This window comes from Streptomyces sp. A01 (genome assembly GCF_059026195.1).
Genome location: NZ_JBWLKN010000011.1, coordinates 206,695 through 225,029, shown reverse-complemented (window position 1 = coordinate 225,029; position 18,335 = coordinate 206,695). Strand labels below are relative to the sequence as shown.

Annotated in this window: 17 protein-coding genes and 1 tRNA gene; 7 read left to right on the top strand and 11 right to left on the bottom strand. The window is 71.9% G+C overall.

Translation table 11 applies throughout. From position 1 onward, the window contains the following. Positions 1 to 24 precede the first annotated feature (24 nt). Positions 25 to 552, bottom strand: a complete 528-nt coding sequence (locus AC5P1B_RS17605; RefSeq protein WP_493888167.1) for a DUF6879 family protein — start codon at positions 550 to 552, stop codon at positions 25 to 27. Next, positions 527 to 784, bottom strand: a complete 258-nt coding sequence (locus tag AC5P1B_RS17600; protein WP_493888165.1) for a hypothetical protein — start codon at positions 782 to 784, stop codon at positions 527 to 529. Before AC5P1B_RS17600 ends, AC5P1B_RS17605 begins: the two co-directional genes overlap by 26 nt. 236 nt (positions 785 to 1,020) lie before the next feature. Between AC5P1B_RS17600 and AC5P1B_RS17595 the strand changes: the two genes are divergently transcribed. Together AC5P1B_RS17595 and AC5P1B_RS17590 are read left to right on the top strand one after the other, a co-directional pair. After that, the gene (locus tag AC5P1B_RS17595; protein ID WP_493888164.1) at positions 1,021 to 1,596 is read left to right on the top strand and encodes a hypothetical protein; all 576 of its coding nucleotides are present in this window, start codon (positions 1,021 to 1,023) and stop codon (positions 1,594 to 1,596) included. 252 nt (positions 1,597 to 1,848) lie between these two features. Continuing rightward, positions 1,849 to 2,343 (top strand): glycine-rich domain-containing protein, encoded by a 495-nt coding sequence (locus tag AC5P1B_RS17590; RefSeq protein WP_493888162.1) that lies wholly within the window; start codon positions 1,849 to 1,851, stop codon positions 2,341 to 2,343. 376 nt (positions 2,344 to 2,719) lie between these two features. Here the strand turns inward: AC5P1B_RS17590 and AC5P1B_RS17585 are convergent. Beyond that, positions 2,720 to 2,794, bottom strand: a tRNA-Val gene (locus tag AC5P1B_RS17585). A 444-nt stretch (positions 2,795 to 3,238) separates the two neighbouring features. Between AC5P1B_RS17585 and AC5P1B_RS17580 the strand changes: the two genes are divergently transcribed. After that, a complete protein-coding gene (locus tag AC5P1B_RS17580) occupies positions 3,239 to 4,609 on the top strand; it encodes a hypothetical protein (protein WP_493888161.1) in 1,371 nt (456 codons plus the stop codon). A 101-nt stretch (positions 4,610 to 4,710) separates the two neighbouring features. Continuing rightward, positions 4,711 to 4,935, top strand: a complete 225-nt coding sequence (locus tag AC5P1B_RS17575; RefSeq protein ID WP_493888159.1) for an FmdB family zinc ribbon protein — start codon at positions 4,711 to 4,713, stop codon at positions 4,933 to 4,935. A gap of 63 nt (positions 4,936 to 4,998) precedes the next feature. Here AC5P1B_RS17575 and AC5P1B_RS17570 read toward each other — a convergent pair whose 3' ends face one another. Then, complete coding sequence (locus AC5P1B_RS17570; protein ID WP_493888158.1) at positions 4,999 to 5,793, bottom strand: GntR family transcriptional regulator; 795 nt, start codon at positions 5,791 to 5,793, stop codon at positions 4,999 to 5,001. Between the two features lie 508 nt (positions 5,794 to 6,301). Here AC5P1B_RS17570 and AC5P1B_RS17565 point away from each other — a divergent pair. Continuing rightward, positions 6,302 to 7,705, top strand: a complete 1,404-nt coding sequence (locus AC5P1B_RS17565; RefSeq protein WP_493888156.1) for a tetratricopeptide repeat protein — start codon at positions 6,302 to 6,304, stop codon at positions 7,703 to 7,705. A 33-nt stretch (positions 7,706 to 7,738) separates the two neighbouring features. Here the strand turns inward: AC5P1B_RS17565 and AC5P1B_RS17560 are convergent, their stop codons facing one another. The 4 genes from AC5P1B_RS17560 to AC5P1B_RS17545 all read right to left on the bottom strand — a co-directional run bounded on the left by AC5P1B_RS17560 (position 7,739) and on the right by AC5P1B_RS17545 (position 11,330). Then, the gene (locus AC5P1B_RS17560) at positions 7,739 to 8,536 is read right to left on the bottom strand and encodes a class I SAM-dependent methyltransferase (protein ID WP_493888155.1); all 798 of its coding nucleotides are present in this window, start codon (positions 8,534 to 8,536) and stop codon (positions 7,739 to 7,741) included. 240 nt (positions 8,537 to 8,776) lie between these two features. Continuing rightward, entirely contained in the window at positions 8,777 to 9,442 is a 666-nt protein-coding gene (locus tag AC5P1B_RS17555) for an O-methyltransferase (protein ID WP_493888154.1), read from the bottom strand. Positions 9,443 to 9,450: 8 nt separating this feature from the next. Beyond that, on the bottom strand, positions 9,451 to 10,107 hold the full coding sequence (locus tag AC5P1B_RS17550) for a response regulator (protein WP_493888152.1): 657 nt from the start codon (positions 10,105 to 10,107) through the stop codon (positions 9,451 to 9,453). Then, on the bottom strand, positions 10,098 to 11,330 hold the full coding sequence (locus AC5P1B_RS17545; protein WP_493888151.1) for a sensor histidine kinase: 1,233 nt from the start codon (positions 11,328 to 11,330) through the stop codon (positions 10,098 to 10,100). Before AC5P1B_RS17545 ends, AC5P1B_RS17550 begins: the two co-directional genes overlap by 10 nt. 133 nt (positions 11,331 to 11,463) lie before the next feature. Here AC5P1B_RS17545 and AC5P1B_RS17540 point away from each other — a divergent pair, with 133 nt between their 5' ends. Beyond that, a complete protein-coding gene (locus AC5P1B_RS17540; RefSeq protein ID WP_493888149.1) occupies positions 11,464 to 12,087 on the top strand; it encodes a DedA family protein in 624 nt (207 codons plus the stop codon). On the opposite strand, the gene AC5P1B_RS17535 is transcribed toward AC5P1B_RS17540, so the two are convergent. From AC5P1B_RS17535 to AC5P1B_RS17525, 3 genes are all read right to left on the bottom strand, one after another. After that, positions 12,053 to 12,970 carry an HAD family hydrolase gene (locus tag AC5P1B_RS17535; RefSeq protein WP_493888227.1) on the bottom strand — a complete coding sequence of 306 codons (918 nt, stop codon included), beginning with the start codon at positions 12,968 to 12,970 and terminating at the stop codon, positions 12,053 to 12,055. The two genes, AC5P1B_RS17540 and AC5P1B_RS17535, sit on opposite strands and share 35 nt — an antisense overlap. Before the next feature lie 161 nt (positions 12,971 to 13,131). Then, positions 13,132 to 15,795 carry a phosphoribosyltransferase gene (locus AC5P1B_RS17530; protein ID WP_493888226.1) on the bottom strand — a complete coding sequence of 888 codons (2,664 nt, stop codon included), beginning with the start codon at positions 15,793 to 15,795 and terminating at the stop codon, positions 13,132 to 13,134. Positions 15,796 to 16,005: 210 nt separating this feature from the next. Further along, positions 16,006 to 17,175, bottom strand: a complete 1,170-nt coding sequence (locus AC5P1B_RS17525) for an HpcH/HpaI aldolase/citrate lyase family protein (protein ID WP_493888148.1) — start codon at positions 17,173 to 17,175, stop codon at positions 16,006 to 16,008. A 196-nt stretch (positions 17,176 to 17,371) separates the two neighbouring features. Between AC5P1B_RS17525 and AC5P1B_RS17520 the strand changes: the two genes are divergently transcribed. Continuing rightward, positions 17,372 to 18,214, top strand: a complete 843-nt coding sequence (locus AC5P1B_RS17520) for a TerD family protein (protein ID WP_493888146.1) — start codon at positions 17,372 to 17,374, stop codon at positions 18,212 to 18,214. Positions 18,215 to 18,335 lie beyond the last annotated feature (121 nt).

The window sequence follows — 18,335 nt, the reverse complement described above, 5'->3', positions numbered from 1 at the left end:
GAGCTAGCCTGTCCGTGGGTCGCGCTAGTGAATCTGATACTGGTCGTGCGGCGTTGCGCGAGCCCATACCTCTTCGAAGGCGCTGGCGCAGAGCTTGGCTGCCTTCTGATCGGTGGTGACCTCACCGCCGCCAGACGCCCCATTCCCCGCGAAGTGGTTCCAGTGGACGGCTTTGTTATCGAACAGCCAGAAGTCATTTCCGGGCAGAGCGATATCGGACGCACGCCGCCGTGGCAGCCAGCGGACTTGTTCACCTGCCGCGACGTTGGTGAACGTGCCGTCATACAGGAAGCGGGTGTACTCGCTCACGGGCTCGGACACGATACGAGCGCGGCGCACGATCACACCCCGTTCGGTGGTTTCTGCCACGAGGTCGAGCCAGGGGCGCCACCAGGACTCGCGGTCGGCAGGGTCATGGCGGAAGCCGGTCCGCCAGTTGGCGAACGGCCCTGTCTCGTAGTCAGCGGCGTAGGAGTCACGCATCTCCAGGTGTACGGCGGACTTCGTGCACGCGTGCATCAGTTCATCAAACGTCGGGTCGCTCGACGGCACCGCATGCCTCCCTGATCAGGTGGACCATCCGGGCAGGGATGCGGATGACAGCTTCGTGGTCCGGGGTTCCGCGGGCGTGCCCAGGTGGGTCCAAAGCTGCGCACTCCGCCTCAAGGGCGGGGCTCGGTTTCCATCCTTGAAGGACGAGTTCCTGTTTCTCGCGGTCGACCCACACCGTTGGGCTCTCACGGTCCCCGGTGTTGGGGTCGATGCCAATGAACGTTAACGCCATGCCATCCTCCGATCACGGGATGTGCCGTTGTGTGCATATTCTTCGAACTGCCCATGCAGAGAGTCAAGAGCGCCAACAGGCGCGGGCCCCAGCCGAACAGCCGAGTTGCACAACTATGCACATTGCTGGAAGTGGCGCACATCACGCTCCTAGCGTCTTGGCCAGCGGCAGCCCCATCGTCCCGTCCATGCACACGCCGCTCCGGGCTGGGCGGGCCCTTCAGCGGAGGCATGCGGATGACCACGATGGAGAAGCTCGACTGGATTCCGCCGGGGACCGATGTGCGGTGGGCCAGCGTCGGTGCGTACGGCTGGCACGTGCTCGGCATGCCCCTCAGCCTGGGTGCCGACGTCCTGACCAGCCTCGGGGAGCACACCGGCGCTGTCATCCAGGACGACGACCAACGCCGCCTGTACTGGCTGGTCGAGCCCGGAGCAGCGAAGGACTACCTGCCGCCCGCCACCGTAGAGGTGAGCGGGGACGACGGCTCGTTCGTCTACGTGCCGGGGCTGGACCGCGAATTCCTCATCTGGTGGCGCGTGCCTCCCGGCCCTGATCGGCTGCTGACTGACGCGCAGCGCCTGTTCGCCGCCATCGCCGACGCCAACGTCTGCTCGCGGAGTGCCGTGAACCAGACGCTCACACCCGAGTGCCGCGTAGCCACCGACCACCCGCAGTACGCCGACGCGCATCGGCGCTGCGAAGGCCCTGGCGACGTGTACCTCTCAGGCCGGAAACCCGGGCAGGGCGCCCCCCTCATGCGCATCCGCTGCGACTGCCCGTGCCACCAGAAGACAGAGTCCGCGTCATGATCCGCTGGTGCAGCTGGCACAAAGGCGACACCGCTGCTGGAGTCTGGCACTCCATGCCGCCTCCGGCCCTCACAGCACGAGATCTGCCAGCGGGACACCGAGGGCGTCCGCGATGAGGACAAGCACATCGCGACCACGCACCTGCCCTCGCGACCCCGGGCTTGCCTCAAGCGCCCGTCCCAGCCGCACTCCGGCCAGGAATTCCGGCCGGGACGGGTCGATCACCAACCGACCTGCAGAAGGAGATCGGTGATGACCGTACCCGCCAGGCCCACAAGCCCCACACCTCTACCGCACATCGCACGCATGCTCATCTCCGACGAGCAGTTCAGCAACGTCCGCGCAACCGTGATGAGCGCCAACCCAGACATGTCCCAGGAGCTGGCCGGCCGCATCGTGGAGGAAGGTCTGAAGTTCGTCACAGCCTGCGCTCGCAACCGGGGGGTCAGCCTCGCGCCCAGCCGGATCGTGGACGAGGGCTGGCATGCTCTCATCCTCCACACCGCCATGTACGCCGACCTGTGCGACCGGCTCGGCGGCATGGTCCACCACTTCCCGGGCTACGACCCGGCCAACTTCGACCCGCCCATTCTGGACCGGACCCGCGAGACGATCGCGGCACTGGGCTGGGAAGCGGACCCGGAGTTGTGGGGGCCGCCGTCCGACGAGACCCTTGTGTCCGTCGCCGCGAACTGCCAGCACTCCGGCGATTGCACCATCGTCATCATCCCCAAGCCGAAGGGCTGACGGCACCGCTAGCCTGAGGAACGGAGGTGGCCCATGCCCAAGGAATGGATCGATCCACGGTACGCGGAACTGGTCGCAGCGTGGAAGGCGGCCCGAACGCCGGACACGCGTGATCCGGAGGCTGCGCGACCAGCCCGAGGCTTTCTGGTCCCGGCGAGCCCCGACCGCGATGCTTAGTCCCTGTCCCTGCCCCTGCCCCTGCCCGTGACAGCGGGCGAGGGCGTGGGCAGAACGTGAGTGCAAGCAAGAGGCCCAGGTCAGGAACCGCTCCCCTCTCCGTCCAAGCCGCGTGACGGACGGCTCCCATACAGCTCCCACTTAGCAGAAAAGAGCCCCCTACCGGTCTCGGTATGGGGGCTCCGTCGCTGGTCAGGCGTGGTGGGCACAGACGGATTTGAACCGCCGACATCTGCTTTGTAAGAGCAGCGCTCTACCGCTGAGCTATGCGCCCTGGCACGAGCAGACAGCCTACATGGGCCAGCCCCCGTGCCCGCAAACCCGTGGCCTGTGCTGGGGCTGCTGTCCGCGTGCGGGTGGGTGGGTGGCCGGGCGGCGGCAAGCGTCGCAGGTGGGGGCGGCTTCCGCTGGCCGGGCGGCTTGTGGGGCCGGGGCTCCGGCGGGTGGCCCGGCGGGTGGCCCGGCGGGGGAGGCTCAGGTGGAGGACGGTGGGGTGAGGGGCGGGGGCCGGGGTGCGGCAAGATCGGTGGGGGAAGTGCGAACTAACCAGCCGATGTGTTCGTCCTTAGGGGGTGGGAGAATGGCATTCGGGCCTGGGGCGATCCATCGGGAGAGGGTAGTGACGGCGACATTCGCGCAGTCTGCACGCCTAGCACGTCGCCTGCTCTACCGCCTGTCCAGTTCCTCACCCGTAGACAGCCGGGTCAGTCGCGCGGCGATGCCCCGTGGAAGCGCGTCCGAGATGGGGGCCGGGGCCTGGGCCGCTGTGCGGGCTGGCCGGGACTCGCTCGGGTTGTTGCTGCTTCCTCTTCCGTTGCTGGTGGCCGTGGTGCCCGCCTCGTTCGCCGGGGGTGGGACACGGCGGTGGTTCGGCCGGAGTGAAGGTCAGCGGGCCGACGCGCAGGCGGCCAAGGACGCCGCGGCCGCGGCCTTCTACGAGTTGGACACCGCCCAGCGTGACCTGCGGATCTCCATCGAGATGATCACTGCGGTGGACGACTCCCCCGCCGCGCGCAAGGCGACCGCCGACTTCGCCGCTCTCGGGCAGCGCATCGACCAGGTCAGTCACGCCTACATCACCGCTGTCGACTCGCATGACCTCGACCGGGACGACCTCGAAGCCTCCGCCGCCGCTCGCGCGAGCGGTGAGCTGACGCGGGCCAAGGCGGAGCTGGAGCGCACCAAGGGTGACCTGGACCGGTTCGCGCAGGGGCTCGGCCCACTGCTGCGTACGGCCGAGACGCAGCTGGCCCGGCTGGCGCCCGCCGTCGAGCGGGCCCGGCAGGCGCTGCTCGCCGCCAGCAACGCACTCGACGCCGTACGGCCCTCCGGGCTGCGCGCCGACGACCTGGCCGCCCGCCTCGCCGCCCTCTCCCCCGAGCTGACCAAGCTCAACCAGGGCGCCGGGCAGCACGGGGTGCAGGAGACCATCCAGCGTGCGGACCACGTACTGCGCACGGCGGAGGCGGTACGGGGCGAGGCCGAGCGGTTGCCCGCGACGGCCGCCGACATCGACAAGCGGCTGGTCTCACTGCGTACGCGCGCCCAGGGCATCACCACCCGCGCGGAGGGCGTCGAGCCCGTTCTCAGCGAGTTGCGCCGCCGCTACAGCGCGGCGTGCTGGCAGGACCTGCAACCGGTGCCCGAGCAGGCCGCGCGGTCCGTCGCCCAGGCCGAGGCCAAGCTGAAGGAGGCGCGGGTCGCCCGGGACGAGCAGCGCTGGCCGGACGCCATCTCCTTGCTCTCGACCGCCCGGGCCCTGCTCAACACCACCGACGAGGCGGTCTCGGCGGCGGGCGAACGGCTGCGGCAGCTGGACGAGGTATCCCACAACCAGACGCGGGAGGTCGAGCGCACGCGCTTCGCCATCCGGGACGCGCAGCGACTGGCCATGGCCGGGCGGAACACGCCTGACCCGCGGCACGCCCGGCCGCTGGACGACGCGGTGGCCCGGCTGGAGCGCGCGCTCACGGAGCTGGAGGGACGGCATCCCGACTGGTGGCACTTCCTGACCGAGACCGAGGCGGTCCGGCGGACCGTGGCCCGGGTCGTGCAGGAGATACGGGACGAGCGGGGCGCGGGCACGTAGCGGCTCTGCCGGACGCCGAAAGCTCGCGATGCCGAAGCTACCCGGCGTCGAAGCGGCCGTACGCCGGTCGGCCGCAGGGCGGCTGCGGTTAGGCTGCGGGCATGCCTCGTTACGAATACCGCTGCCGCTCCTGTGGCACGAACTTCGAGCTCAACCGGCCGATGGCCGAATCCGGCGCGCCGGCCTCCTGCCCTGACGGGCACGACGACACGGTCAAGCTGCTCTCCACGGTCGCCGTAGGCGGAACCGCGACCGCGACCGCCCCGCGTGGCGGTGGTGGCGGCGGCGCTGGTGGCGGATGCTGCGGCGGCGGCTGCTGCGGCTGACACACGGATGTCCTGATGCCCCAGCGACGGCTGAGGGGGCGAGCCCGTACAGGCCTCGCCCCCTCAGCCGTCCGTCGGCTCCGTGCCCGGGCGGCGGGCGAGGGAGCTGGACGCCGCTGAGTTGTGCACCGTAAAGGCCACGGTTCCCGGCAGGTACCGGTCCTCCGACCACTCGATCGGCGAACCAGCCGGGTCCGTGCTGCGGCGCCGCTCGCGCAGCAGAGGGTCCCCCACCGCGCAGCCGAGCAGCCGGGCGTCGTCCGCGTCGGCGCGGGCGAGGTCGATGGTGTGCTGGGCGTCGGCGATGAGCACGCCCTGTTCCTCCATCGGCACCGTATGCGAGACGGTGTCCGGCTCCAGCGCGGCCACCCGCGCGCCGATGGGCTCCGGGTAGACCGCGCGCTCCACCATGACCGGGCGTCCCGAGAGCGTACGGACGCGCAGCACCCGGTAGACGACGTCGTCGGCGCGCAGCCGGAGTTGTTCGCGCTCGGTGCTGTCGGCCGGGCGGCGGGTGATGTCGACGACCTGGCCGCCGGGCTCCTCGCCGATCGAGCGCGCCCAGCGGGTGAAGCTCAGCAGTTCGCCGAAGCTCTGCACGCGCTCGGTGCCGAGGACGACGCGGCGGGTGCCTCGCCGGGAGGTGACCAGGCCGTCGGCGCGCAGCACGGACAGTGCCTGGCGGATGGTGCCCCGGGAGACTCCGTACCGCTGAGCCAGGTCAACCTCGGCGGGCAGTCGGCCGCCGGAGCCGTACGCGCCCTCGGTGATCTCCTGGCGGAGGTCGGCCGCCACCTTGCGGTAGATCGTCTGCTGTCGGCCCGCCGATGCGCTGCCCCCTTGCGTCGCGCCGTCCACCACTGCTGCTCTCCCCCTCTTGAACTCGCCGGGCCGTACTCGGTGTGCCGTACTCGGTGTTCGGTCTCGGACTTCGGTTTCGGTGGCCAGTTTCCGTGGCCGGTTTCGGTGTGCTCGGTTTCGGTGTTCGTCGCTCTTGCTCTGGGGTGGCTGTCTCTCCTGGTGTCCGGTGGCGGCACCGTGACCGTACGGAGCGGCAGTTCCCCTCCGTAACGCCCCGTACTCGTGCCGGTCCGGCCGCGCGGGTCCCCCGCTGGGAGCCTAACCGCGCGGGGCGCGTTCGCTGGGCAGTCCACAGGCTTCGACCAGCTGTTCACTTCTCGGTCACCGCGCCCCGCCACTGCCCTGCCGACTCCCTCATGCTTCCGGGTGCCATGCCGCGCCCGTGTGGTGGGCAAGCTGTCCTGGGCTTTACGGCGTCCGTCTCCTCTCGGCCAGTCCGGCGTGGCGGGGACGGCTTCGCTTTCAGCCTGAACCACACGCGTTAGCGCCCCCGAAGGAGCGAGCCATGACAGCGGACCGGCACGGGCACGGCATGAGCGGCACCAGCGCCGAGGCCGGCGCCCATTACGAACAGGCCCTGGATGACCTGCTGTTCTTCCGGCCGGAAGTCGCCGAGAGGGCGCAGCTGGTGCTCGCCGACTCGCCGCGGTCGGCGATGGGGCAGGTCCTGGCCGCCTACCTGGGCGTACTGGGGACCGAGGAGAAGGACGCGGCCGCGGCGCGGCAGGCTTTTGGCCGGTTCCGGTCCGGTCTTGACGAGGGGGCGCTGACGTCGCGGGAGCGCATGCATCTCGCCGCCGCGACCGCCTGGCTGGACGGGGACGTCCGCGGCGCCGGGCGCCTGCTCGGTGAGCTCACCGTCGCGTATCCGCGCGACGCGCTGGCGCTGTCCGTGGGGCACCAGCATGACTTCCTCACCGGCGACGCGCCCCGTCTGCGCGACCGCGTCGGCGGCGCCCTGAGCGCCTGGCCCGACGACGATCCGCACCGTGGTCCGCTGCTGGGCATGTACGCGTTCGGCCTGGAGGAGACCGGGCACTACGAACGCGCTGAGGAGGTGGGGCTGGCCGCCCTCGCGCGGCATCCCCATGACGTGTGGGGCGTGCACGGCGTCGTGCACACCTATGAGATGCGTGGCCGGTACCAGGACGGAATCCGCTTCCTCGACTCCCGTACCGACGACTGGGCCTCCGGCACGCTGCTCACCGTGCACAACTGGTGGCACTACACCCTGTACTGCCTGGAACTCGGCGACACCGCCCGGGTGCTGGAGATCTACGACTCCGCGCTCCACAACGAGGGGGCGCCGGCAGTGGCGATGGAACTCATCGACGCCGCGGCCCTGCTGTGGCGCCTCTATCTGGCACAGGACGACCAGAGCGCACGGTGGGCCCGGCTCGCCGATGCCTGGGAGAGCCGGGCGGACGGCGCCTACTACGCCTTCAACGACGCCCACGCCGTGATGGCCTACGTGGGGGCGGGCCGATTCGCCCAGGCGGAACGCCTGGTGCGCGACCGGGAGGCGTGGCTGGCCACGGCGCGGGGCGGTCTCTCCAACCGCGCCATGACCGCGGACATCGGCCTGCCGGTCTGCCGGGCGCTGATCGCGTACGGGCTGCGGGACTACGGCCGGACTGTCGATCTGCTGCTGCCCGTGCGTCACCGCCTGCACGAGTTCGGCGGCAGCCACGCTCAGCGCGACGCCGTCCAGCGCACCCTGGTGGAGGCGGCCCTGCACGGTGGCCACACCGAGCTGGCGCGCACTCTGCTGAGCGAACGCATCCAGCTGCGCCCGGTGTGCCCGTACAACTGGGCGGCCCAGGCCCGCCTCGAAGAGCGGCTCGGCGATCCCGTACGCGCCGCACGCGCCCGCGAACGCGCGGCGGCGCAGGCGCAGTCGTCGTCGTGACGGGCTCGGGGCCCGTCGGCCCTGGCGCGGCGGCTACGGCTGGGCGGCGCGGCGGAACAAGGCGGTCCACAGGAAGGGTTCGCCGAAGCTGGGCGACTCGGGTGGTTCGTCGTGCATCCGGCGCAGTTCGACCTCCGTGAGGTCGGAGAAGATCCGGCGCAGGGCCTCCGGCGTGTAGGCGAGGCCGCCCTGGAGGCCGGACTGCCGGTAGAAGTCGGCGTCGGGGAGTTCGGAGCCCATACCGCCCGCCGCGAAACAGGTGAGGGCGAACAGGCCACCCGGCGCGAGGACTTGGTCCAGGAGGGCGAGGTAGCTGATGCGGCGGTGCGGCGGCAGGTGGTGGAAGCAGCCGGAGTCGTAGATCAGGTCGTACGGGCCGCTGCGTTCGATGCCGCTGAGTTCGGTGCTGCCGGGTTCGGTGGCCCCGGGTTCGGTGGCCCCGGGTTCGGTGCCGACGAGGGAGAAGGCGTCACCGCGGCGGAAGCGGACCTCCGCCCCTGCCTCCCGGGCGCGCTCCTCGGCCCAGGCGATGGCCGCCGGGGAGAGATCGACGGCGTCCACCTCGAAGCCCAGCGAGGCGAGGTGGAGCGCGTTGCGGCCCGGCCCGCAGCCCAGGTCGAGGGCGCGCCCCGCGGTGATCAGGCCGCGGTCGAGGTAGCTGACCAGGTTCTCGTCGGGCTTCGCCACGAAGAACGGCACCGGCTTGGAGCGGTCGGCGTAGAAGCCGTCCCACCACGAGGCCCCGTCAGCTGTCCAGCGGTCGGCCTCGGGTGCGAACAGGCCGTCCAGCAGCCTGAGCACGTCGTCCACCGTACGGATATCCCGGTCCATCCGAGCCCCTTTCCCCAGGGGGTAATCGTAGGCCCAGGGGCGACAAAAGCCCACGTCAGGTGGGGTACGTGGGCGGCTTCCCGCGCCGTGTGCGGGGCTCGGCCGAGGAGGGTGGGGCCATCACCCGCGGGTGCGGCGGCGCGGCTGCCACGCCGCCGCCAGAGGCCGTCGGCGGGGCGGTTCCAGCCGCGCCGTTCCCGGTTTCCGAGGTGAACCCGGGCCGCGGCCGCCGGTCGGCGCTCAGTCGGTCACGCGGCGGGCCAGCGTCAGGCCGTCGGCGACCTCAAGCATGACCGTCTCGGTGCGGGAGTCGGCCAGCACATGGTCGTTGAAGGCGCGGATGGCGGCGGCGTTGCCCGAGGCCGCGGGTTCCACGACCTCGCCGTGGTAGAGGACGTTGTCCGCGATGATCAGCCCGCCGGGGCGCATCCTCGGCACCAACTCCTCCCAGTACCCGATGTAGCCGGGCTTGTCCGCGTCCACGAACGCCAGGTCGATGTGCGGGTCGGTGGACATCGCGCGCAGCGTCTCCAGCGCGGGGGCGATGCGCAGGTCGATACGGTCGGCGACACCCGCCTTCTGCCACGCCTGCCGCCCGAACGACGTCCACTCCTCGGAGACGTCGCAGGCGATGAGCTTCCCGTCGGCCGGGAGCGCCTGCGCCATGGACAGCGCGGACAGACCGGTGAAGGTGCCCACCTCCACGATGTGCCGGGCGCCGGTCAGCCGGACCAGAAAGGCGAGCAGCGGACCCTGTTCCTCGGCGACCTGCATCTCTGCCTGGCCCGGCAGTTGGGCGTGGGTGGTCTCCACCAGCGCGCGCTGTACGGGGTCCAGTGGCGGGTTGTGCGCGAGGACGTAGTCATGCAGCTCGGGTGAGATCGGCGGGCGCTTGGACTCCGGCACGTAATCCCTCAACTTCCCACATAACGAAGCACGGCGAGTACTCGGCGACTGTAGCCCGAAGTGCCGGTCAGTTCGAGCTTGTCGAAGATCGCGTTGATGTGCTTTTCGACGGCGCTGCGGGAGACGTGCAACCGTGCCGCGATGGCGGCGTTGGCGTGCCCCTGCGCCATCGCGTCGAGCACGTCCCGCTCCCGCTGGGTGAGCCGGGCGAGCGGGTCGGTGTGGGTGCTGCGGGCGAGCAGCCGGCGTACCACCTCCGGGTCGAAGGCGGCCTGGCCCGCGGCGACACGTTCCAGCGCGTCCAGGAACTCGTCCACCTCCACCACCCGGTCCTTGAGCAGGTACCCGACGCCACCTCCGTGCCCCGTCAGCTCGCCGGACAATAGCTCGGTCGCGTACCGCTTCTCGACGTACTGCGACAGCACCAGCACGCCGAGCCCGGGGTGGCTGCGCCGGATCTCCAGGGCGGCGCGCAGCCCCTCGTCGGTGTGTGTGGGCGGCATGCGGACGTCGACGACGACGGCGTCGGCAGGGTGCGCGTCGACGGCCCTGAGCAGGGCCACGGCGTCGCCGACCGCCGCCACGACGTCGTGGCCCTCCTCCGCGAGCAGGCGGATCAGGCCCTCGCGCAGCAGTGTCGAATCGTCGGCCAGGATCACGCGCACGGCAGCTCCGCTGTGATGGTGGTGGGGCCGCCTGGCGGGCTGTCGACCCGCAGGCTGCCGTCGATCGCGGCGACCCGCTGGGCCAGCCCGAACAGACCGCTGCCCGCCGGGTCGGCGCCGCCGGAGCCGTCGTCGGCGATCCGTACGCGCAGGACGCGCGCCGGGAGTTGACCGGGGAGGGCGGCGGGAGACACCGGCGTACGGTCGGCCACCGCGGCGGCGGCCATGAGCGCCATGCGTCCGGATGACGCGGGCGCGCGCGTGACCGTGATGTGAATCCGTGCGGCGCCCGCGTGCTTGATGGTGTTGGTGACCGCCTCGCAGACCACGAAGTAGGCCACCGTACGGACCGGCGTCGCGGGTTCCGCGGTCAGCTCGTAGTCGAGGCGTACGGGGAGGCTGGAGCGTTCGGCGACGGTCTCCAGCGCGGCGCGCAGACCCGCCTCGTCGAGCACCGTGGGGTAGACCCGCCAGGCCACGGCGCGTAGTTCCTCCACCGCCTGCCTGCTCTCCTCGTGGGCCTGCACGAGGAGCGTGTGCGCGCGTTCGGGGTCCTGGCTGCGACGGGCCCTGCCGAGGAGCATGCCGAGGGCCACGAGCCGCTGCTGCACCCCGTCGTGCAGGTCGCGTTCGATGCGGCGGCGCTCGTCGTGGACGGCCGCGACGACACCCGCCCGGCTGCTGGCCAGTTCCTCGATCCGGCGGCGCATCACGTTGTGCGGGCTGGGGCCGAGGAGGCGCCAGGCCAGTTGCCGTTCGAGAGCGGCCACGCCGAAGACGCTCTGCGCGGTGAGGAAGAGGAGGAACAGCCCGGCGATCGCCGAGAGGACCTGGGCGTCGATGTTCTCCCTCTTGAAGATCACCCACCCCCAGATCAGCAGCGATCCGTACCCCAGGCCGACCAGCGCGGTGAACACCACCAGGGAGCCGAGCGCCCCCAGCACCCAGCGGACCGCGAGGTAGCCGAGCGCCCGGCTGCCCCCGTACGCCGAGCCGATCTCGATGCCCAGGAAGCGCCCCAGCCGCCACCGCTCCAGCTCGGTCAGCCACCGCGCCCCGCCCGCCACCACCCGCAGCACGTGGTGCCGCGCCCGGGGCCAGACGAACACACTCAGCAGCGCGAGACCGGCCACGGCGGCGTAGAGCAGCCCGACGACGGCCGTACACCCGCCGACGGTGAGCCCCGCCGCTATGCGCAGTCCACGCCACGCCCACTTCCCCATGCCCCGCACGCTAGCCGCATGCCCCGGCCCGCACACTGAGGATTTCCGCAGGTTACGGCTGTGGAGCGCGGCCGCTGGAACCGGTGGCCCGCCCTATCGCCGCCGCACCGCCCGGTTTTCTAGCGTTCGGGGCATGACAGATCGCATCACCGACTGGGCGACCGGGCTCATGGACGCCCTGGGGGCGCCCGGCGCCGGTCTCGCCATCGCACTGGAGAACCTGTTCCCGCCGCTGCCGAGCGAGGTGATCCTGCCGCTCGCGGGATTCTCCGCCGGGCAGGGCAAGATGAACCTTCCGGCCGTGCTGCTGTGCACCACGGCCGGGTCGGTCGTCGGAGCGCTCGCGCTCTACTGGGTGGGCGCGCTGCTCGGCAGGGACCGGGTGATCGCGCTCGCCGGGCGGCTGCCGCTGGTCAAGGCCGCCGACATCGGCAGGACCGAGCGCTGGTTCTCCCGGCACGGCACGAAGGCCGTGTTCTTCGGCCGCATGATCCCCATCTTCCGCAGCCTCATCTCCATACCGGCGGGCATCGAACGCATGCCGATGCCCGCCTTCGTCTGCCTGACCACGCTGGGCAGCCTGATCTGGAACACCGTGTTCGTCCTCGCCGGTTACGCGCTCGGCGACAACTGGGAGGACGTCTCCGCCTACATGTCGGTCTACTCCAAGGCGGTGCTCGCCGCGGCCGCTCTCGCGGTCGCCGCGTTCGTCGCCGTCCGGCTCACCCGGCCCGGCCAGGGGAAGCGGCGGGGGTGAGCGTCCCGGCGGCGGCAGCGGCTGCGGCTGGCGTTGTGCCTGTGGCTGCGGCTGTCGTTGTGCCTGTGGCTGTCGGTGTGCCTGCGGCTGTGTCTGTCGCTGTGTGTGCCGTTCCGGGCGTTCCTGCCGTGCCCGCTGTCCGAGCCGTCGCCGCTGCCGCCGCCGCGAAGCGGCGCAGGATCTCCTCCCCGGCGGCCACGCCGCGCTCGGCGAGGGCGGTCACATGCGGCGCCGACCAGTTCTCGTCGGCCAGTTCACCGTGACCGGGCCGCCAGCCCAGGTCGGCGGCGAGCAGGAGGTCCGCGTCGAGGAGGGAGTCCCCCGCGCCGAGAACGTGGCCCGCTCCGCTGCGCCGCGCCACCTCGGCGACGGCCGCGCTCTTCGTCAGCGGCTTCGGCACCACGTACAGCTTGCGGCCCTGGAGCGACACGCCCCAGCCGCGCTCGTCCGCCCACGAGGTCAGCTCCCGCACCCAGCCGTCGGGCAGCAGCGCGCGCTCGACCACGAGATACGCGAACAGGTCTTCCGCGACGCGCTCCTTGAGCAGCCAGGCCGGGTCCGCCGTGGCGATGAGGTGCCGCCGCACCTCATCGAGGCCCGCGCACTCGGCGGTCAGCGCCCGGCGGACCACCGCCTGCCAGCCGCGGTCGCTCTCGCCGTCGACGAGGAGGTGGCCGCCGTTGGCGCAGATCGCGTACCGAGGGGCGGGGCCGGGCAGGCTGAGGCGCCCGTACTGCTCCCGGGTCCGTGTCGTCGTCGGCACGAACACCGTCGTCGCCGCGAGGTCGGCGAGGAGGGCCGCCGCGGTCTCCGTCAGGTACGACAGCGGCTTGCGCTCGTACACCTCGACGCACAGCAGCCGGGGCGCCAGCGCGTCCGGCATGTCGAGCCCGAGCGCGGCGGCGGAGTAGATCAGGGTGCGGTCGAGGTCGCTGGCGATGAGCGTCGGGCCGGGGCGGGCCGCGGCCGGGTGCGCCGGAGCGTGCGCCGTCGGCCCGGTGGGCGTCGGCGCCGCCGGGGTGTTCGGTACCGGTTCGGTGGTGGTCACTGTGCGGCGGCCTTTCCGTCGGCGCCGGTCGCGCCGCGCGTGTAGCGGGGGTGGATCAGTCCGACGCAGGTGTACGGCAGGCCGTCGACCTCCTCCACCGGGACGCCGCGCTGGTCGGCCAGCAGGCGCACATGGTCGAGGTCGGCGCCGACACCGCGCTGGGCGAGGATCTTCCACGGGACGCGGCGCAGCAGCACCCGGGTCGTCTCGCCGACGCCCGGCTTGACGAGGTTCACGTCGTGGATGCCGTACGCCTCGCTGATCCGCTCGACGGCGGCCCAGCCCTCCCAGGTGGGGGTCCGGTCGGCGGACGCCAACGCCTTCACGTCGGCCTCCACCTCCTCGGCCACGTCGTCGAAGCAGGCGGAGATCGTGTCGAGGAACAGGCCGGAGACGTCCGTGTCCGCCAGCTCGCGGTAGAACTTCGCACCGTGGAACTGACCGGGGCCGACCAGGTCGGCGCGGAGCACGGTGCGCGATATGAGGCCGGAGACGGTGGAGTTCAGGCACGCGGAGGGGATGAGGAAGTCATCGCGGGTGCCGTAGGTCTCCACGCACCGCCCGGGGTCGGCGAGCACGGCGATCCGCGGGTCGAACCGGCCCGCCCCGCGCCGGCCCCCTTCCGCCGCTTCGAACTTCTCGACGGCCGCCGCCAGTTCGCGAGTGATGGCGCCCTTCCCCGTCCAGCCGTCGATGAACACGACGTCCGCCGGATCGTGGTGGTCGGCGAGCCAGCGCAGCGCCGCGGCGTCGATGCCCCGGCCGCGCACGATGGAGATGGCGTAGTGCGGCAGTTCGTACCCGTGCGCGTGGCGCGCCCAGCGCCGCATCAGTACGCCGACCGGGGTGCCCGCCCGCGCCAGCGAGACGAGCACGGGGCGGGACTGGGGGCTCCGGCCGGGCCGCAGCGGGTGTTCGGCGAGCACCGTCTCGGTGACGGCGCCGACCGCCCGGGCGATCCGGTCCGCCGAGGTGTCCAGCGCGGCCCGGAACAGCGCCTGGTACGCCTCGCTCGGCTGGTACTCGACGGGCAGTGACTCGGCGTAGTGCGCCCCGCCGCGCTGGATGGCCTCTTCCCGCTCCTCGGTCGGCGCCTCCAGGGTGACGGCGGAGAAGTCCTGGAGCAGCCAGCCGATCTCGTCGGGGGCGTACGAGGAGAAGTCGGGCCCGCGAAGCGGTTCTGGCATGGGGGGCGCCTGTCGGTCGGGCACACGCGGGCGCGTGCGCGGGTGGGCGGCGGGGGCGTAGGAGGGGACGACGGCGAGCAGCAGCCGGTCGGTGTGGTCGGCGAGCACGTCGAGCAGACCGCCCGGGGGGTGCAGTCCGGCGGTGTCGGCCGTCGAGTCCACGACGGCGACGATGGCGTCGAATCTGCGGCCGTCGTCGCTGCCCGGGGCCACGTTGTAGGCGAAGCGCGGGCCTGGACCGTCCACGGGGGCGTCGTGGGCGGGGAAGGTGAGGCGGGTACGGATGGCGTACCCGGGGTCGTCGAGGGCGAGCACCGGCGAGCGGGTGGTGGTGGAGAACCGCACGTCGGCTCCGGCCCACGGCTGGGTCCCTGGTGCCCGCAGCGCGTCGTCGAGGGCGCCGGCGAGCCGCAGCGGCGTGTACATCAGCTCCTCACAGCCGAGGACGAGCACGCGCGGCGTGCGAGCCGGCTCGCCGGGACCGCCGGCGGCCGTGGCGGCACCGTGCTCCGGGACCGCGCTCAGCCCCTGGGCGATCCGTGCCGCCATCGTCGGCAGTGCGGCCTCCAGCGTCGCCCGGTGCTCCGGGGTGAAGCCGTGGCGGCCACCGTCGGGGAGCCCGGCGGGCCAGCCGAGGTCCACGCGGTGGGCCGCCGGGCGCCCGTCGGCCGACCGTGGCGCGGGGAGTGTCGGCGCCCCGGCGGCCGCGTCCTCGTGCGCGGCCACGAGCGCCTGGCCGCGCCCCAGCACATCGCCGGGCAGCCGCACCGTACCGGAGGCCAGGGCGACCAGATCGACGCGAGCGCCCAGCTCAGAGGCGAAGCGCTCCAGCCCGTCCCGGTCCGCGGCCGACCGCATGTCGACCAGCGCCACCACGACGTACCGGTCGCGGGGGAAGCGCCGGTGCAGCGCCCCGATGGTGTTCAGGACCGTGCGGCCGGTGGAGAGCTCGTCGTCCACGAGCACCAACGGGCCGTTCCCCGCGAGCAGTCCGGGGTCTTCGGGGAGCAGCAGATGCGAGGTCGCGTGGCTGTGCTCCTCCTCGAACCCGCCGACCGGCTCGACGCCGTCCACCGGCCTGCGGGTCGAGTGCAGGTAGGGCGCGAGGGCCAGCCCGTCGGCGACGCTGTGCCCGAGGCCGGTCGCCGTCTCCGCGTAGCCGAGGACGACCGCGCGGGCCGCGTCCGCGTCGCCGAGTAGCTCCCTGACGCGTTCGCCGAGCCGTACGCCCGCGCCGTACACGGTGGCCGGCCGCTGCGGTACGTGCTTGCCCAGGACGTTCGACACGAGCAGATGGGCCCGCTTCGGGTTGCGCCGCAGCGCCAGGCCGAGCAGCTCACGCAGCCCGGCGCCACCGCTCTCACCCGCACCGCCGCTGCCGTCGGCACTCCCGTCGCCGCCGCCGTGCGGGCCCGTGGGTGCGTCGTCCAGACCGACTCCCAGCTGGTCCGCGACCCACTGCCCTGACCACATCACGCCATGCCCCACTCTGTTGTTCCCGTTCATCCCACGTACCGACCGTCCCACGCGCCAGTGGCAACCCCATCAGCAGCGCTCACACCCATCACATCTGTCACACCAGCCACAAGAGCCATACCTGCACCAGCCTCGCCGCTCCTGCCCCGCCCTGCCGCCGTCCGCTGCCGCTGTTCGCTGCCGTGCCGCCGCGCTGCCGCTTCTGGCTCATCCTGTGGGCAGCCCGGCCGAGAGCAGTTCCACGAAGCCCACGTTCTCCCGCGCGACACCGAAGACCTCGGCGCGCAGCATGGTGCGTTCCGCCCAGGCGCGGTGCGGCTTCACCTCGTTCATCTTGTTGGTGTACGCCGAGCGCAGCACACCGCCGCCGCAACGGTCCGGTTCGAGGATGTCCGCCGCGTCGCTGAACTCCTCGTGGCTGACGACCGACAGCGCGTGGACGGGCGCCACGTGGGTGGGGTGGATACAGGTCTTGCCCAGCAGGCCGTTGGCGCGGTCGAGTTCGATCTCGCGGAGCAGCCCGTCCATGTCGTGCTCGATGAGCGCCGTGCGCAGCGCCTCCGCCTGCCCCATGAAGGGGCTGCGGCGCAGCTGCGGTTTGAACATGCGCTCATGCGGCTTGAAGTACTCCCAGACGGGCCCGGTGACCGTGAACCCGGTGCCGTCCGCGCGCCCGAGCACGTTGACGACGTCGGCGATGACGGAGGCGACGAGCTGGACGTCGTACGCGGTCATGTCGGGTGCCCGGCGCAGCCCGTACGCCGAGCAGAAGTCGGTGACTCCGAGCCGCAGCGCCAGGACGCGGTCGCGGTACTTGTCGACGGTGCGGGCGATGCCGCTCAGCGTCTCGGCGCGGGTCTCCAGGTGCAGCAGCTCGGGTGATTCGAGTACGGGCATGGCGTAGAGCCGCCGTTCGAGCCCCGCGTTGCTGGCGGCCAGCGCCTCAAGGAACGGAACGCCTCGTTCCTCGGTGAACTTGGGGAGCACGAATCCAGACAGCAGCCGTACGGAGGTACCGAGCCGCCGGACCAGGTCCGGGATCTGCTCGGCCGCCCTGACCCGGATGAACAACAGCGGCAGCAGCTCACCGACGCCGCGCTCGGCGAGCTCGGCGAACTGCCGCACGAGGTTGGCTTCCGCCGGTGCCACCTCGCTGTCGTCAATGGAGTCCTCCAGGCACAGCACCATGGACACCACACCCTGACCTGCCTGTTTGACGACGGCGTCGGCGAGGTTGGGGCGGGTGGCGGGGCTGTAGAGCGTGGCGCCCAGGGCGGTGGCGAGGATCTGGCTCGGGGAGTCCGCCGTAAAGGAGACGGGCTCTCGATGGAACAGATCCTTCCGCACCTCAGCCGACAAGTGTCCGAAATGACGCATATAACTCCCCGCGCTGCCGCAGTACTCCCACGGCCCCACCGGCCGGAAGTGTGGCCGATTATCGTACGGCCGATGCTCGGTCAAGACTTCCCCAAGAGCGTGAAAATCGCGTAACTCACATGCATCCGTACGATGTCCTTGCCCTCCGTCGCCCCCACGTTGTTCCATCGCCCGTCAGGAGGGCAGGATTGCGGCTATGACGCACGCGATGTCGAAGGGGTCGAACATCCCGCTGCAGGCCACAGCCGTACGAGCGGTGCTGCGCTGGACTCCGGGGCCTGATGTACCCGATGTGGACGCCTCCGCGCTGCTGCTGGCCGGTGACGGCCACGTCCGCTCCGACGAGGACTTCGTCTTCTACAACCAGCCACGGCACCCTTCCGGTCTGGTGAGACATCTGCCCAAAAAACGGCTTACCGAGGGTCTCACGGACACCATCGAGGCCGATCTCGCGGCGCTGGAAGCGGGCGTCACCCGCGTGGTACTCGCCGCCTCCGCGGACGGCGGCCCCTTCGGCCGTGTCCGCGACCTGAGCGTTCTGCTGTACGACGCGGCGGCCGGGGACGCCGCCGACCCCGTCGCGGTCTTCGACGTCACCGCCGAGACGGGCGAGGAGACGGCACTGATCTGCGGCGAGCTGTACCGGCGCGGGGAAGGCTGGAAGTTCCGCGCGCTGGGTCAGGGTTACGACTCCGGACTGGTCGGCCTGGCCACCGAGTTCGGCATCTCCGTCGATGAGAGCGCGGGCACCCCCGCCACGGAGCCGGAGCCGCCCACCATCCCGGCGCCGATGCCGGTGCCGCAGGCGCAGCAGCCCCCGCCCGCCCCCGCGCCCGTCCCGCCGCAGCCCGTCCCGCAGCGGCAGCCCGGCACGGGCTACGGCTTTCCGCCGCCCCCACCCGCTCCACCGCCGCTCCCGCCGCAGCCCGCCTACGGCTACCCGCAGCACCCCGCTTACGGCTATCCGCAGCACCCGCAGCGCGTGCCCGACCCGGCGTTCCGGCTGCCACCGCAGGGACCGCAGTTCCAGCGGAGGTGAGCCGGGGCGGCACGCGGCACCCAGACACCCGGCACCCGGCAGACACCCGGCACCCGGCCGGGAGGCACGGCAGCGCACCGCCGGGCGTCTCAGGCCACGGCCGTCGCGGCGCCGGGCGGCG